The 14,552-nt window shown below is 62.7% G+C and carries 10 protein-coding genes; 6 read left to right on the plus strand and 4 right to left on the minus strand.

Going from position 1 to position 14,552, the window contains the following annotated elements; all coding sequences use genetic code 11:
- Nucleotides 1–37: 37 nt before the first annotated feature.
- The 4 genes from ACB031_RS20060 to ACB031_RS20075 form a co-directional block, all read right to left on the minus strand.
- The gene (locus ACB031_RS20060) at nucleotides 38–1,129 is read right to left on the minus strand and encodes a type I restriction endonuclease (RefSeq protein WP_010635056.1); all 1,092 of its coding nucleotides are present in this window, start codon (nucleotides 1,127–1,129) and stop codon (nucleotides 38–40) included.
- Between the two features lie 246 nt (nucleotides 1,130–1,375).
- Entirely contained in the window at nucleotides 1,376–4,249 is a 2,874-nt protein-coding gene (glnE, locus tag ACB031_RS20065) for a bifunctional [glutamate--ammonia ligase]-adenylyl-L-tyrosine phosphorylase/[glutamate--ammonia-ligase] adenylyltransferase (protein ID WP_371140122.1), read from the minus strand.
- Nucleotides 4,250–4,379: 130 nt separating this feature from the next.
- A complete protein-coding gene (locus tag ACB031_RS20070; RefSeq protein WP_371140123.1) occupies nucleotides 4,380–4,820 on the minus strand; it encodes a GNAT family N-acetyltransferase in 441 nt (146 codons plus the stop codon).
- 92 nt (nucleotides 4,821–4,912) lie between these two features.
- Complete coding sequence (locus ACB031_RS20075; protein ID WP_017764774.1) at nucleotides 4,913–6,163, minus strand: methyl-accepting chemotaxis protein; 1,251 nt, start codon at nucleotides 6,161–6,163, stop codon at nucleotides 4,913–4,915.
- Between the two features lie 31 nt (nucleotides 6,164–6,194).
- On the opposite strand from ACB031_RS20075, the gene ACB031_RS20080 reads away from it, so the two are divergent.
- The 6 genes from ACB031_RS20080 (at nucleotide 6,195) to ACB031_RS20105 (ending at nucleotide 14,525) form a co-directional block, all read left to right on the plus strand.
- Nucleotides 6,195–7,016 carry a potassium channel family protein gene (locus ACB031_RS20080; RefSeq protein ID WP_017782385.1) on the plus strand — a complete coding sequence of 274 codons (822 nt, stop codon included), beginning with the start codon at nucleotides 6,195–6,197 and terminating at the stop codon, nucleotides 7,014–7,016.
- A 152-nt stretch (nucleotides 7,017–7,168) separates the two neighbouring features.
- Nucleotides 7,169–7,774: a TIGR04211 family SH3 domain-containing protein gene (locus ACB031_RS20085; protein ID WP_005309324.1), complete on the plus strand. Its 606-nt coding sequence runs from the start codon at nucleotides 7,169–7,171 to the stop codon at nucleotides 7,772–7,774.
- Between the two features lie 269 nt (nucleotides 7,775–8,043).
- Nucleotides 8,044–11,208, plus strand: a complete 3,165-nt coding sequence (gene putA / locus ACB031_RS20090; RefSeq protein ID WP_371140124.1) for a bifunctional proline dehydrogenase/L-glutamate gamma-semialdehyde dehydrogenase PutA — start codon at nucleotides 8,044–8,046, stop codon at nucleotides 11,206–11,208.
- 215 nt (nucleotides 11,209–11,423) lie between these two features.
- Nucleotides 11,424–12,203, plus strand: coding sequence for an NAD(+) diphosphatase (gene nudC, locus ACB031_RS20095; protein WP_371140125.1), 780 nt, complete (start codon nucleotides 11,424–11,426; stop codon nucleotides 12,201–12,203).
- 143 nt (nucleotides 12,204–12,346) lie between these two features.
- Nucleotides 12,347–13,414 (plus strand): uroporphyrinogen decarboxylase, encoded by a 1,068-nt coding sequence (hemE, locus tag ACB031_RS20100; protein WP_010635049.1) that lies wholly within the window; start codon nucleotides 12,347–12,349, stop codon nucleotides 13,412–13,414.
- Between the two features lie 181 nt (nucleotides 13,415–13,595).
- The gene (locus tag ACB031_RS20105) at nucleotides 13,596–14,525 is read left to right on the plus strand and encodes an ROK family protein (protein WP_371140126.1); all 930 of its coding nucleotides are present in this window, start codon (nucleotides 13,596–13,598) and stop codon (nucleotides 14,523–14,525) included.
- The last annotated feature ends 27 nt before the right edge of the window (nucleotides 14,526–14,552 follow it).

Below are 14,552 nucleotides of genomic sequence, written 5' to 3' on the forward strand. Positions count from 1 at the left end.
GAAGTGAAGGGGGAGGTCTCTCCCCCTGATAGCAGGATTATTCGTAGACGGCAGTAGTATGAAGCAGTTGATCTGCAAAAGTGAAAATCTCATCTATTGAGCCAATCGGATGTCGAGTTTCTTTCTTTTCCTCATCAAACAGGCCTATATATTTTTGGCGAGAGTTAAAATGTAATCTGCAAAGTGGTTTCCGGTTATTGTCATCCAGCAGGATTCCAAAATAACTTTGGGTATCTCTGGGGGCAATCCTGGCGACATCAAATTGCTGTCTGAGTATTGCTTTAACCACATTGAACGCTTCCATTTCTTCAATAGTGGTGTCTACTCTGGATTTTTCTTTATTGTTATCATTTTCGCTGTTGTCACTAGGCAGATCGCTCTCTGAGATTGATGAGACAGTTGAAGTACTGACACTATTACCTATTGCAGACTTCAATCTTGCATTGATGCTATCGTTGAGGAATTGGTTCAGTGCTTTCTTGCTGATATCAGTGAACGACTGCTTCACCCTGGCTGTCAGTACGCCATCATAAATACGAGATGCAAAGAATTTGACGAAATCCTCTTCTGGAGAAGCAAATTGCTCGGCAAGTAGTTTTTTGATCTGGCTAAGATATTTGAGTTCTCCTGCAGCATCAACAACGGACTCAACATCGAAGGCGGTTTTAGTCAGTTTTAATACTTCAGGAACGACATGCTCATCTATGTCCTCAAGATCCAATGTTAGAAATGGTTTTTCATCCATTTTATTTGGTGCATCCAGGTCGGTATAAAATTCATACTGAGCACCATTGGTGAGAATGCCAATTCTGGCATTGGTGACCGAGAAATAACGAAAGAGTTGGCCTGAATGTTTTGCAGACAGCTTTTCACTGTATTTTTTACATTCAACCAGAATTTGAATTTGGCCATCCTTCAGAATGGCATAGTCAACCTTTTCTCCCTTTTTGATACCGGTATCTGCGGTGAACTCGGGGATTACCTCGGTGGGGTCAAAGACATCATAACCGAGAACACGATTGAGAAATGGCATGACAAAGGCATTTTTGGTCGCTTCTTCAGTGGTGATCATCGATGCTTGTTGCGCAATTTTTTTGGATAGACTCTGTAGCTGTTCTGAAAAATCCATTTCTTCCTCTCTGTATGGCGGCAAGGTGGTACTTTTTAACGCTATATTCCCCTCCATCATTTCCGGGCTGAATAATGGAGACTGGATACCCATAACCTCTGCTTATATTCAGCAAAGTGCCATACGATTCCAAGGTTTGTATGCCTGAAACAGGATCTAGCTCACCGCTATTGAGTTTTATGTGAAAAATATTTGGCTCATTGTCGCAAAGAGCAATTAAAAGGGGCGCCTCGGCGCCCCTTCCGTTTACTCCCCCAGCTGTTGTTGCCAGACCGCCAGCACATGGCCTCGTTCGGTCAGCAACTGGTCGTCCCCCACCTTGCGGGAGACCTCGGAGAGGTTGAGGCGATGGCCGAGGTTGCGGATCTCCAGATAGGCGTGCTTGAGCCCCTCCGCCTGCTCCAGGGTCAGCACCCCCGCCAGCACGCACTCGTCGAAGATGCGCACGTTATCGGACCAGCGGGTGAGCGCCTCGGGTTCGCCGCAGGCGTGGGCCAGCACCAGGTACTGGGCGATGAACTCGATATCCACCATGCCGCCGGGGGATTGCTTGAGATCGAACTCTCCGGCACCCGCCTTGAGCAGGTGATCCCGCATCTTGTGGCGCATCTCGCGCACCTCGCGGGCCAGGGTCGGCAGGTCACGCTCCTTGGCCAGCACGGCGCGTCGGATGCGGGCAAACTCGGCGATCACCGCCTCATCGCCATAGATGGGACGGGCCCGCACCAGCGCCTGATGCTCCCAGGTCCAGGCCTCGTTTTGCTGATACAGCTCATAGGCCGACAGCGATGAGACCAGCAGGCCAGAGTCGCCGGAGGGGCGCAGCCGCATGTCGATCTCGTAGAGGATGCCGGAGGGGGTGCGGGTGCTGAACAGGTGCAGGATCCGCTGGGCCAGACGCAGGTAGAACTGGCGACTGTCGATGGGCTTGCGCCCGTCGGTGTAGCTGTTGGGGTCACCGCCGTGCAGGAACACCAGGTCGAGATCGGAGCCGTAGCCGAGCTCGATGCCGCCCAGCTTGCCGTAGGCCACCACCGCAAAGCCGCGCTGGCCGCTCACCGCCACCTCGGGCGGCACTCCGTAGCGTTCGCTCATCTGGGCCCAGGCCTGATTGACCACCTCTTCGGTGATCGCCTCCGCCAGCCAGGTGAGGTGGTCGCTCACCTTCATCAGCGGCAGGGCGCCGGCAATGTCGGCCGCCACGATGCGCAGCAGCTGCACCTGCTTGAACTGGCGCAGCGCCTCCATCTGCTGCTCCACGTCCTCTTCGGGGATGCGCAGCAGGAACTGGCGCAGCTGGGGCTTGTACTGATCGAGCGGGGTGGGGTGATAGAGGTGCTGGGGGTCGAGCAGCTCGTCCAGCAAAATCGGGTAGCGGGCCAGCTGCTCGCTCACCAGGTGGCTGGCGTCGCAGAGCCGCACCAGCTGGCGCAGGGCGCCCGGGTTCTCCGCCAGCAGCTGCAGATAGGCGCTGCGGGTGAAGATGCGGGTGAGTAGCTCGCACACCCGCTCGAACAGACGGGCGGGTTGCTCGCTGGCGACCACCAGTCGCAGCAGTTCCGGCATCAGCCAGTCCAGCGCGATGCGCCCCTGTGGGCCGACCTGACGGCGCTTGTACTCCTCCTTGAAGCGCAGCAGGGCGGTGCAGAGCGAGGCGGGCTCGGCCACCCCCTGGGCGGTCAGCAGTTGCTCCAGCTCGGCGGCGTCAAGCTCGGTGCGCCACAGATCGAGCCAGAGCTGCTCCAGATGGGCGGGGGCCTCTTTTTCCTCCCCCACCACGGCGGCGAACTCTTGGTGGACGGCCGCCATCTCCTCGTCCAGGTGGGCCATAAAGGCGCCCCAGTCGGTAAAGCCGAGGGACGCGATGAGGCGCTGGCGATCCCGCTCCTCGGTGGGCAGGGTCTGGGTCTGCTGATCGCCGATCTCCTGCAAGACGTTCTCGACCCGGCGCAGGAAGCGATAGGCCTCCAGCAGGCGGTCGCAATGGGTGGATTCGAGGGCGCCGCACTGGGCGATGGCGGCCAGCGCCTCCGGCAGATGGCGCACCCGCAGCGCTGGTTCACGACCGCCACGAATAAGCTGCAGCGCCTGGGCGATGAACTCCACCTCGCGAATGCCGCCAGCCCCCAGCTTGATGTTGCCCTCCAGCCCCTTGCGACGCACCTCGGCGGCAATCATCGCCTTCATCTGGCGCAGGCCGTCGATGACGCCAAAGTCGATATAGCGGCGAAACACGAAGGGACGCAGCATCTCGGCCAGCTCCACCGCGTGTTCGCACTGGGGCCCCAGCACCCGCGCCTTGACCATGGCGTAGCGCTCCCAGTTGCGACCGTGGTGCTGGTAGTAATCCTCCATGGCGGCAAACGAGATGGCGAGCGGCCCCGCGTCGCCAAAGGGGCGTAAGCGCATATCAACCCGAAACACCTGGCCGTCGACCGTGCTCTGGTGCAGGGCGTTGATGATGCGTTGGCCCAGCTTGATGAAGAACTGCTGGTTGGCGAGCTCGCGCCGCCCACCGACCGTGTAGCCGTTCTCGGGGAAGGTGAAGATAAGGTCGATGTCGGAGGAGAAGTTGAGCTCGCCACCACCCAGCTTGCCCATGCCGAGAATGAGCAGCGGCTGCGGGTTGCCGTTGCCGTCCATCGGGGTGCCCAGCTCGCCACACTGCTTGGCGTAGAGCCAGTCGCGGGCGGAGCAGATGAGCGCATCCGCCAGTTTGGTGAGGTGGATAAAGCTCTCTTCAACCTCGGCATGACCCAGTAGTTCGCGCCAGGCGATCACCAGCATGCGGCTGCGGCGGAACTGGCGCAGGATGCGCTTGAGCGCCTCCTCGTCGTCCACCTCGGCCAGCAGAGCGGCCAGATCGCGCTGGTAGGCAGGCCAGCGTTCGGCCTGATCCAGATCTCCGGAGGCGAGCAGCTCGGTCAGCAACACCGGCTGTTTGAAGAGGGAATCGGCGACAAAATCGGAGAGACCGAGCAGGGTCAGCAGAGTCTGGCGCACCGGCTCGGGTTGCGTGCCGTAGTCGGGGGCCAGTTCAGTCAGCCGTTGCCAGTGGCGCTGGGCCAGCTCCTGCAGCAGGGGGGAGAAGGCGGAGAAAGAGGGAGAGTGCTGGGCCACGGTTGCCGTCCTTGTGATTAACGAAACTGCCGGATAAAAAGCTGGCTGCCAATCTAGCACTGTCGGGCCCCCGCGTCACAGCGCAGGGGCGAGAAGCATGATCCGGCGGGAATTATCGACAGCCGACCATTCAGGTGCGCTGGTAGATATCGGGGTGGTAGATCTCCATCAGGCTGCCTGGGCTTGCTGGCGGCACGAAGCCAAAACCGGCGTAGAGGCCGTGGGCATCGGAGGTGGCGAGGGAGAGGCGACGCAGCCCCTGCAGCTCGGGATGGTCGAGTATGGTCGCCACCAGTGCCTTGCTGTAGCCGCGGCCGCGATACTCAGGCAGCACGAACACGTCGGCCAGATAGCCGAAGGTGGCGCGGTCTGTGATGACCCGGGCGAAGGCGACCTGCTGGCCGCCGAGGTAGCCACCAAAGCAGAGCGAATGGTTGATGGCCCGCAGCAGGGTGGCAAGGGGGATGCCACGGCACCAGTAGGCCTGTTCAGACAGGAAGCGGTGGATCAGCGGCAGGTCGAGCCGCCCCTGGTCGGCGCTGATTTCAAGCGCAAGTTCTGTGGTCTGCATCCTGGCTCCTTGCCGCGCTGTAAAAAGAAAGGCCCCTCGTGGGGGCCTTTCAGTCTAACCGGATTGCGGCGTTCAACAACAGCGGCCCTGTGTCAGGCCAGCTTGAAGGCCTGAATATGAGTATCCAGGGTCTGGCTGTGGCGCTCCACCAGTTCGGAGGCCTCCTGCAGCTCGCGCAGCACCACGACGGAACCCTCCACCACCTGCTTGACCTGCTCCAGGTTGCCGCTCATCTCCTCGGCCACCGAGCTCTGCTGCTCGGAGGCGGCGGCGATCTGGCGGTTCATGTCGGCCACCCCCTGTACCCGCTGCACTATGGTGGCGAGCTGGTCGCCGGCCTGGGTCACCTGCTCCACCCCCTTGTCGGCCTGCTGCACGCTCTGGGCCATCAGTTCGGCGGCCTGGCGGGCGTTGCCCTGTAGCTGCTCGATCATCTTCTGGATCTCGACGGTGGCGGCCTGGGCCCGGTTGGCCAGCTCCCGTACCTCGGAGGCGACCACCGCGAAGCCACGGCCCGCTTCACCGGCACGGGCGGCTTCGATGGCGGCGTTGAGCGCCAGCAGGTTGGTCTGTTCCGAGATGCCGCGAATGGTGTCCACGACGGAGCCTATCTGATCGACCCCCTGTTCCACCTGGTTGACCACGGTGGAGGAGCGTTGAATGTTGCCGGAGAGGGTGTCGATGGTGTTGACGGTGGCAGCCACGCAGCGGCTCCCCTCTTCCGCCAGCTGGCTGGTTTCGGCAGTGGCGTGGGAGGCCTGCTCCGCATGGGCGGCCACCTCGCGGATGGCGCCCACCATCTGGCTCATGGCGCTGGCCAGCTGCTCAATCTGGGTGAACTCCTCGCTGATGGCCTCGTTGGCCTCCTCCATGCAAAGGGTCACCTGGGAGGCGATGTCGTTGAGCTCCTTGCAGGCGACGCGCTGGGTGCCGAACACCTCCTTGAGGTTCTCCTGGGAGTGGGCCACCGCCTTGGCGATGTCGCCGAATTCGTCACGGGACTTGAGCAGCACCCGGTGGCTCAGATCCTTGCGGGCAAAGCGTTCCAGCAGGCCCACCAGATAGTGCACCTGCTTGACCATCAGGCGCGAGCCGGTCAGCAGCAGTACCACGAAGACCAGCCCCATGATGGCGGTCTCCATCAGCCCGGTCCAGAGCAGGCTGTTGGCGATGGTGTCTGCCTTGTCGGGGGCGATCCCTTCGCTGAGCAAGGTGGTTTCCAGATTGCTGGCGTCGAACCAGAGCTTGATCAGCAGCAGCACAGTACTGAACACCATGAGCAGTACCACTTTGGGTACCAGCCGGATATTGCTCATTCGCTTCTCCAGCGGGTTTAACTGCATAATATTTCTCCTTTTAATGACCGGTTTTCCTTTGTCCTCAGGACTATCGGCATTATCTTCCTTTTTATTAATTCGCACCGTGCCTAAAGTGGGAAAATGTATGCGCCATCACTTAACTCATCTACGCGCCATGGATCTGTTGATGGCGTTTCTGTCGGTGATCTCGGTTGTGCTGGTCACGGCCCGCTGGTGGGGTCATCAAACCCTGGCCCCCCAGACCCTGCAGCTCTTCTATGACGTCGACAGCCTGATCTGCTACTTCTTCCTCGGTCACTTCGCCTATGGCTGGATCCGGGCCCCCGACCGGATGGCCTTCTTCAAGGCCAACTGGTTCTATCTGCCGGGCAGTCTGCCCATGGTGGAGCAGCTGCGCTGGGCCCGGCTCATCCAGTTGTGGCGGATCTACCAGCTGCTGCGGGATCAGCCGGATCTGCTGGCCATGTTTCGCCGCGAGCGCAACGAGACCACCCTCTCCGGCATCCTGTTTCTGTTCTTCCTGCTGCTGGGGGTGGGCTCAGGGGTGATGTACTGGGTCGAGTCGGGCCAGCCCGGCAGCCAGATCCAGACTCCCTACGATGCCTTCTGGTGGACGCTGGTGACCCTCTCCACCGTGGGGTATGGCGATCTGGTGCCCAAGACGGAGGAGGGACGCTTCGTCGCCAGCCTGCTGATCCTGTTCGGGGTCGGTCTGTTCGGTGCCATCAGCGGTTTCATGGCCAGCCTGTTCCTGCAGCCGGGACGGGGGGATGCGGAGCTGGAGAAGTGGCGCCATCACCAGAGCGCACAGCAGGATCTGCTGCTGCAGGAGCTGCGAGCCTTGCGGGCCGAAGTGAAGGCACTGAAACAGAAATAGGCAGCGGCGTCCGGAATGGTCGCGTCGCGATAGAGACAAGTTGCGAGCCACCTCTCAGCTCGGGGGGGAGCCCTTTTCTTTGCTTGTCCTTTGACCCGCCGGCGGCTTAACATTCGCCAGTCACCTAACCAAACGAAGAGAACCGATCGACCATGCGCGCCCTTCTCGGGATCCTGATCTGCTTGTGTGCCCAACAGGCACTGGCCGATACCCGCTATGTTTCAGACAACATCTTTACCTTTATTCACAATGGTCCGGGCACCCAGTACCGGATCCTTGGCAGCGTCAAGGCGGGTGAGCCGCTGGACGTCAAGGCAGTGAACAACGAGGCCGGTTTTACCCAGGTGGTGGACGGTCGCGGCCGTGAGGGCTGGATCAAGAGCAGCGAGTTGCAGGGCGAGATCAGCCTGCGCGAGCGGCTGCCCCAGGTACAGAAAGAACTGGAGGAGGCCAAGGCCCGCCTGCTGAACCTCAACGGTGACAACGAGAAACGCTTCGCCGAGAAGGATGGCAAGATCGCCGAGCAGAGCAAGGAGATCGCCACCCTCAAGGCCCAGCTGGCCAGCCAGGGCGAAGAGATGGGCAACCTCAAGGAACAGAACGACGCCCTGACCCAGAGCTACGACAACCAGGAGCACGACATGCAGATGGACTGGTTCATCCGCGGTGGTGCCATGGTGGGTGGCGGCATCCTGCTCGGCATCCTGCTGCCCATGCTGCCCCGTCGCCGCAGCCGCGGCGATCGCTGGATGAACTGACAACCGCTGTCGGCAGCAGCGTGAAGGGTCGCCATGGCGACCCTTCTTTTTTGCCTGGCGAAAAATTGTATACAAAATAAGGCGATGAATTTTGCCTGGTAGGCATATGGCGCCGATATAGTGCGCCATATGAGCCAATCAGCGATCTTTGTTAATAACAGGCAACAATTTCATTTCATCTATGGGTTGATATTGTATACATTATCGGCGTTTCGGCGGCACGACCGCCTTCGTCGATATCAGCCCTAGGGCGTACAGGAAGACCCCATATGTTCAAAGCTACCCAAGTGCTTGCCGCTGACTACATTCCCTCCGATCTGGTCGCTCTGCGCGAAGCCATCACCCAGAACTACGTGGTGGATGAAAATGCCTATCTGGCCGAACTGTCGGCCATGCTGCCGGGGGATGGCGCCTCGCTGGAACGGGTGACCCAGCGTGCCCGTACCCTGGTGACCAAGGTGCGCAAGGAGAGCGGATCCGGCGACGGCATCGACGCCTTCCTGCAGGAGTACAGCCTGGATACCCAGGAGGGGATCATCCTGATGTGCCTGGCGGAGGCGCTGCTGCGCATTCCCGATGCCGAGACCGCCGATGCCCTGATCAAGGACAAGCTCTCCGGCGCCAACTGGTCGTCCCATTTTCGCAAGAGCGACTCCACCCTGGTGAACGCCTCCACCTGGGGGCTGATGCTGACCGGCAAGATCATCAAGCTGGACAAGAAGCTGGATGGCAACCCGGCCAACCTGCTGGGCCGCATGGTCAACAAGCTGGGGGAGCCGGTGGTGCGCTCCGCCATGTACGCCGCCATGAAGATCATGGGCAAGCAGTTCGTGCTGGGGCGCGACATGAAGGAAGCCCTCAAGGCGAGCCGCAAGTCCCGCGAGAAGGGTTACACCCACACCTACGACATGCTGGGGGAGTCCGCCCTGACTCTGGCCGATGCCGACAAGTATTTCGGTGACTACCAGCGCGCCATCGAGGCGGTGGGCGGCGAGCGCATCAGCGACGGCGGCCCGGCCCCCTCCATCTCCATCAAGCTGTCGGCGCTGCATCCGCGCTATGACGTGGCCAACCGCGAGCGGGTGCTCGGCGAGATGTGCGAGCGGCTGGTGGGACTGGTGCGTCTGGCCCGCGACAAGGACGTGGCCATCAGCATCGACGCCGAAGAGATGGACCGCCTCGAGCTCTCTCTCGATCTGTTCGAGCAGCTCTATCGCTCCGAGGCGAACCGCGGCTGGGGCAAGCTCGGCATGGTGGTGCAGGCCTACTCCAAGCGCGCCCTGCCGGTGCTCTGCTGGCTCACCGCGCTGGCCCGCGAGCAGGGAGATATGATCCCGGTGCGGCTGGTGAAGGGGGCCTACTGGGACAGCGAGCTGAAATATGCCCAGCAGGCCGGTCTGCCCGGCTACCCGCTGTTTACCCGCAAGGCGGGTACCGACATCTCCTACCTCGCCTGCGCCCGCTACCTGCTGAGCGAGCCGACCCGCGGCTTCATCTCGCCCCAGTTTGCCACCCACAACGCCAACACAGTGGTCAGCATTCTGGAGATGGCCGGCGATCGCCAGTTCGAATTCCAGCGCCTGCACGGCATGGGGGAGGAGCTGCACAACGCGGTACTGAACGAGCAGCCCGGCCTGCACTGCCGCATCTATGCGCCGGTGGGTGCCCACAAGGATCTGCTGCCCTATCTGGTGCGCCGCCTGCTGGAGAACGGGGCCAACACCTCCTTCGTCCACAAGCTGGTGGACCCCAACACCCCGGTCGACTCCCTGGCCGAGCACCCGCTGCGCACCCTCAAGCGCTACTCCAGTCTGGCCAACGATCGCATTCCGCAGCCGGTAAACCTGTTCAGCGACCGCAAGAACTCCAGCGGCGTCAACATGAACATCGTCTCCATCCAGCGCCCCTTCTTCGCCAAGTTGAAGGAGCTGGAGAGCAAGCAGTGGCTGGCGGGCCCCATCGTCGATGGCGAGACCCTCAAGCGCAACGAGGCCCGCGTGGTGCTGAGCCCGCAGGATGTGAGCCTCACCGTCGGCAAGATCCACTGGGCCGACGAGCAGGCGGTGGAGCAGGCGCTGGCCTCGGCCCATGCCGCCTTCCCGCGCTGGCGCGAGACCCCGGTGAGCGAGCGTGCCGCCGCCCTTGAGAAGCTGGCGGATCTGCTGGAAGCGAACCGCGAGCAGTTCATCTCCCTCTGTACCCGCGAGGCGGGCAAGCTGCTGCAGGACGGCATCGACGAGGTGCGCGAGGCGGTGGACTTCTGCCGCTACTACGCGGTGCAGGCCCGTGGCTTGATGGGGCAGGCTACCCTGCTGCCCGGTTACACCGGCGAGATGAACGAGCTGTTCCTGCAGGGGCGTGGCGTGTTCGTCTGCATCAGCCCGTGGAACTTCCCGCTGGCGATTTTCCTGGGCCAGGTTGCCGCGGCGCTGGCCACCGGCAACACAGTCATCGCCAAGCCTGCCGAGCAGACCGGTCTCATTGCCCACCTGGCGGTGACCCTGGCCCATCAGGCCGGCATTCCGGGCGACGTGCTGCAACTGCTGCCGGGTGACGGCGCCACCGTGGGTGCCAAGTTGACGGCGGATGCCCGCATTGGCGGCGTCTGCTTCACCGGCTCCACCGAGACCGCCAAGCTCATCAACATGACCCTGGCCCAGCGCGATGGCGCCATCCTGCCGCTCATCGCCGAGACCGGCGGCCAGAACGCCATGATCGTCGACTCCACCGCCCTGCCGGAGCAGGTGGTGCGCGACGTGGTGAGCGCCGCCTTCCAGAGCGCCGGCCAGCGCTGCTCCGCCCTGCGGGTGCTCTACCTGCAGGAAGAGATCGCGCCGCGGGTGCTGGAGATCCTGACCGGTGCCCTGCAGGAGCTCAAAGTGGGCAACCCGGCCGAGCACAACACCGACGTCGGCCCGGTCATCGACGCCGAGGCCAAGGCCGGGCTGGATGCACACCTGGTGCACATGATCCCACGTGCCCGCCTGATCGCACAGGCGCCGATGCCGGCGGTGACCCTGGGGGGCCACTTCGTGCAGCCGACCGCGCTGGAGATCGGCTCCATCCGCGAGCTGACCCGCGAGCAGTTCGGCCCCATCCTGCACGTGGTGCGCTACGCCGCTCGGGATCTGGACAAGGTGATCGCGGATATCAACGGTACCGGCTACGGCCTGACGCTGGGGATCCACAGCCGCAACGAATCCCATGCCGAGGAGCTGGCGAGCCGCATCAACGTGGGCAACGTCTACATCAACCGCAACCAGATCGGCGCCATGGTCGGGGTGCAGCCGTTCGGCGGGCAGGGGCTCTCCGGCACCGGCCCCAAGGCGGGCGGCCCTCACTATCTGAGCCGCTTTGTGACCGAGAAGACCCGCACCATCAACACCACGGCGGTGGGCGGCAACGCCTCCCTGCTGGCGATGGGCGACGCCTGATCGACCGAGACCGACATCAGGCCGCCTGCGGGCGGCCTTTTTCATGGGCGTTTTTCATGGGCATTCTCATGGGTATTGAAAAGCAGCCATCTTGGGGTCGCCACCCGACTTGCCGCGCCTTAATATGGTGGCCGGTTGTCGCTTTCATCCGTCACCGCCGCCCAGCCCCGGGCGCGCATTCCGACCGACGTCACAACATAAAGAGTGCTGCATCTATGCCATTAACCGAACAGGCCCGCTGGTTCGTGCTGGGGGGCGATCACCTCGTCCTGCTGGATGACCAGGGGCGCATTCCACAAGGCCCCCGCGCCTGTCTGCCCAGCCACTTGCAGCATGCCGCCTTTGAGCGCTTTGACGAGTGGGACGGGCTGCCCTGCCTGCTGCTGGATCTGGGGGACGCGGCAGACCCCGCGCCCCTGACCCCGCTGCGCCAGCTGATGGTGGCCGGGGATGAAGAGGGCTTTCGTCTGGCCGGCCGCTCCTGGCAGCTCGCCACCTTTCGCCGTACCCACCGCTTCTGCGGCGAGTGCGGTGCTCCCATGAGCCAGAAGGCGGGGGAGTGGGCGCAAGGGTGCCGCCATGGCCACCTGGTCTATCCGCGCATCTCCCCCTGCATTATCGTGGCGGTGCGCAAGGGGCCCGCCATCTTGCTGGCGGCCCACCGCCGTCACTATCAGGCCGAGGATCCCATGTATACCGTGCTGGCGGGTTTTGTGGAGGCGGGGGAGAACCTCGAGCAGTGCGTGGCGCGGGAGGTGTTCGAGGAGAGCGGCATCCGGGTGACCAACGTGCGTTACGTGGCGAGCCAGCCCTGGCCGTTTCCCCACAGCCTGATGATGGGCTTCACCGCCGATTATGAGAGCGGCGAGATCCGGGTGCAGGACGAAGAGCTGGTGGCGGCCGATTTCTTCGAGGCCGACGGGCTGCCACGGCTGCCGCCCCACGGCACCATAGCGCGGCGACTCATCGCGCTCTGCCTCGACGACCAAGCTTGAGGGATGCAAAGAGGGGCGCTTGTTTGCGCCCCTTCACATCTTTGCACTCCAACGGCGGCGGCAGGCGTTTGAGCCGCCCCCCGCCGCGCACAAAGTGGTATCATATCCGCCATTTTATGCTGGATATGAACTCAGGAACTGGGATGAAAGAGCTGAAGAACGATCGTTACCTGCGTGCCCTGCTGCGCCAGGAAGTGGACATGACCCCGGTATGGATGATGCGCCAGGCTGGCCGCTATCTGCCGGAATACAAGGCCACCCGCGCCCAGGCGGGGGATTTCATGTCCCTGTGCCGCAACGCCGAGCTGGCTTGTGAAGTCACCCTGCAGCCGCTGCGCCGCTATCCGCTCGATGCCGCCATCCTCTTCTCCGACATCCTCACCGTGCCCGATGCCATGGGGCTGGGTCTCTACTTCGAACAGGGTGAAGGCCCGCGCTTCGAGCGTCCGATCACCTCCATGGCCGACGTGCAGGCGCTGCCGGTGCCGGATCCGGAAGACGAACTCGGCTACGTGATGAACGCGGTGCGCACCATCCGCCGCGAGCTCAAGGGCGAAGTGCCGCTCATCGGCTTCTCCGGCAGCCCCTGGACCCTGGCCACCTACATGGTGGAGGGGGGCAGCTCCAAGGCGTTCACCAAGATCAAGCAGATGATGTACGCAGAGCCGCAGACCCTGCACCTGCTGCTCGACAAGCTGGCCGACAGCGTGATTGCCTATCTGAACGCCCAGATCAAGGCGGGTGCCCAGGCGGTCATGGTGTTTGACACCTGGGGCGGCGTGCTCACCCCGCGCGATTACCGCGACTTCTCCCTGCAGTACATGCACAAGATCGTCGATGGCCTGATCCGCGAGCACGACGGTCGCCGCGTGCCGGTCACCCTGTTCACCAAGAACGGTGGTCAGTGGCTGGAGCAGATCGCCGCCACCGGTTGCGATGCGCTGGGTCTGGACTGGACCACCGACATCGCCGACGCCAAGCGCCGGGTCGGCGACAAGGTGGCGCTGCAGGGCAACATGGACCCCTCCATGCTGTACGCTAGCCCGGCTCGCATCCGTGAAGAGGTCGCCTCCATCCTGGCCGGTTTCGGTCACGGCAACGGCCACGTCTTCAACCTGGGTCACGGCATCCATCAGGATGTGAACCCGGAGCATGCCGGCGTGTTCGTCAACGCGGTCCACGAGTTGTCAGCCCAGTACCACGGCCGCTGAGGGCTGCCGACAACACAATGAACAACGGGGCCTGCGGGCCCCGTTTTGCTGCCTGCGGCGGGGGCTGCATCCTGACCGCCGCTCGGGTTACACTGCAACCCGGTAGAGGGCGGTCGACTTCAGGCGGGCACGGCAGCGTGCACCCCGGAGCTGGCGCCCTGCGGTCATGGCTGGAGGCAGGATGAGCAACAGGTTGTTGGATTGGGGTATCGACCTTGGCGGTACCAAGTGCGAGTGCGTGGTACTGGACGGGGACGAGGTGCTGTTGCGTCATCGCATTCCCACCGAGCGTGCCGGCGGTTATGACCACATGATCGGCCAGATCGCCAAGCTGGTGGCAGAGTGCGCCGACAAGCTCGGCCAGCGGCCGACCCTCATTGGCATGGGGACGCCGGGGGCGCGGGATCCGCAAACCGGCCTGATGAAGAACTGCAACACCACCGAGCTCAACGGCAAGCCGTTCAAGGAAGATCTGGAGCGCCGGCTCGGCGTGCCGGTGCTTATCGCCAACGACGCCAACTGCTTCGCGCTGGCGGAAACCCATCTCGGGGCGGTGCGCCAGCACCACCCCTCTGCACGCGTGGTGTTCGGCATCATCATGGGCACCGGGGTTGGCTCCGGCATCGTCATCAACGGCCGCATCCTCAACGGTCACCACGGCATCGCCGGCGAGTGGGGCCACAACGTGCTCTCACCCGACGGCCCCGAGTGCTACTGCGGCAAGCGCGGCTGCGTCGAGACCTTCATCAGCGGCCCGGCGCTGGAGGCCTGGTACGAGGTCAAGGCCAAGCGCCGCCTCCCGCTGGCCAAGATCGCGGCGGTGACGGCTCACGACCACGTGGCCAAGCTCACCATCGACCGGCTGCATCTGCTGTTTGGCCAGGCGCTGGCCAACGTGGTCAACATCCTGGATCCGGACGTGATCGTCATCGGCGGCGGGGTGGGCAACGTGCAGAGCCTGTACAGCGCGGGACGGGAGACTATTTTGCCCTTCCTCTTTAATCCCCGCTTCGCCACCCCCATTATTGCTCCAGCCCTGGGGGACAGCGCCGGGGTATTCGGGGCGGCACTGCTGGCCCGCGGTGAATTTCAGGATGCCCTGCTGTCGTGAGTCAGCCATCCGCTTGTCCCTTTGTCC

Origin of the sequence: Aeromonas sp. S8(2024), from assembly GCF_041403085.1 — a bacterium.
Lineage (GTDB): Bacteria > Pseudomonadota > Gammaproteobacteria > Enterobacterales > Aeromonadaceae > Aeromonas > Aeromonas dhakensis.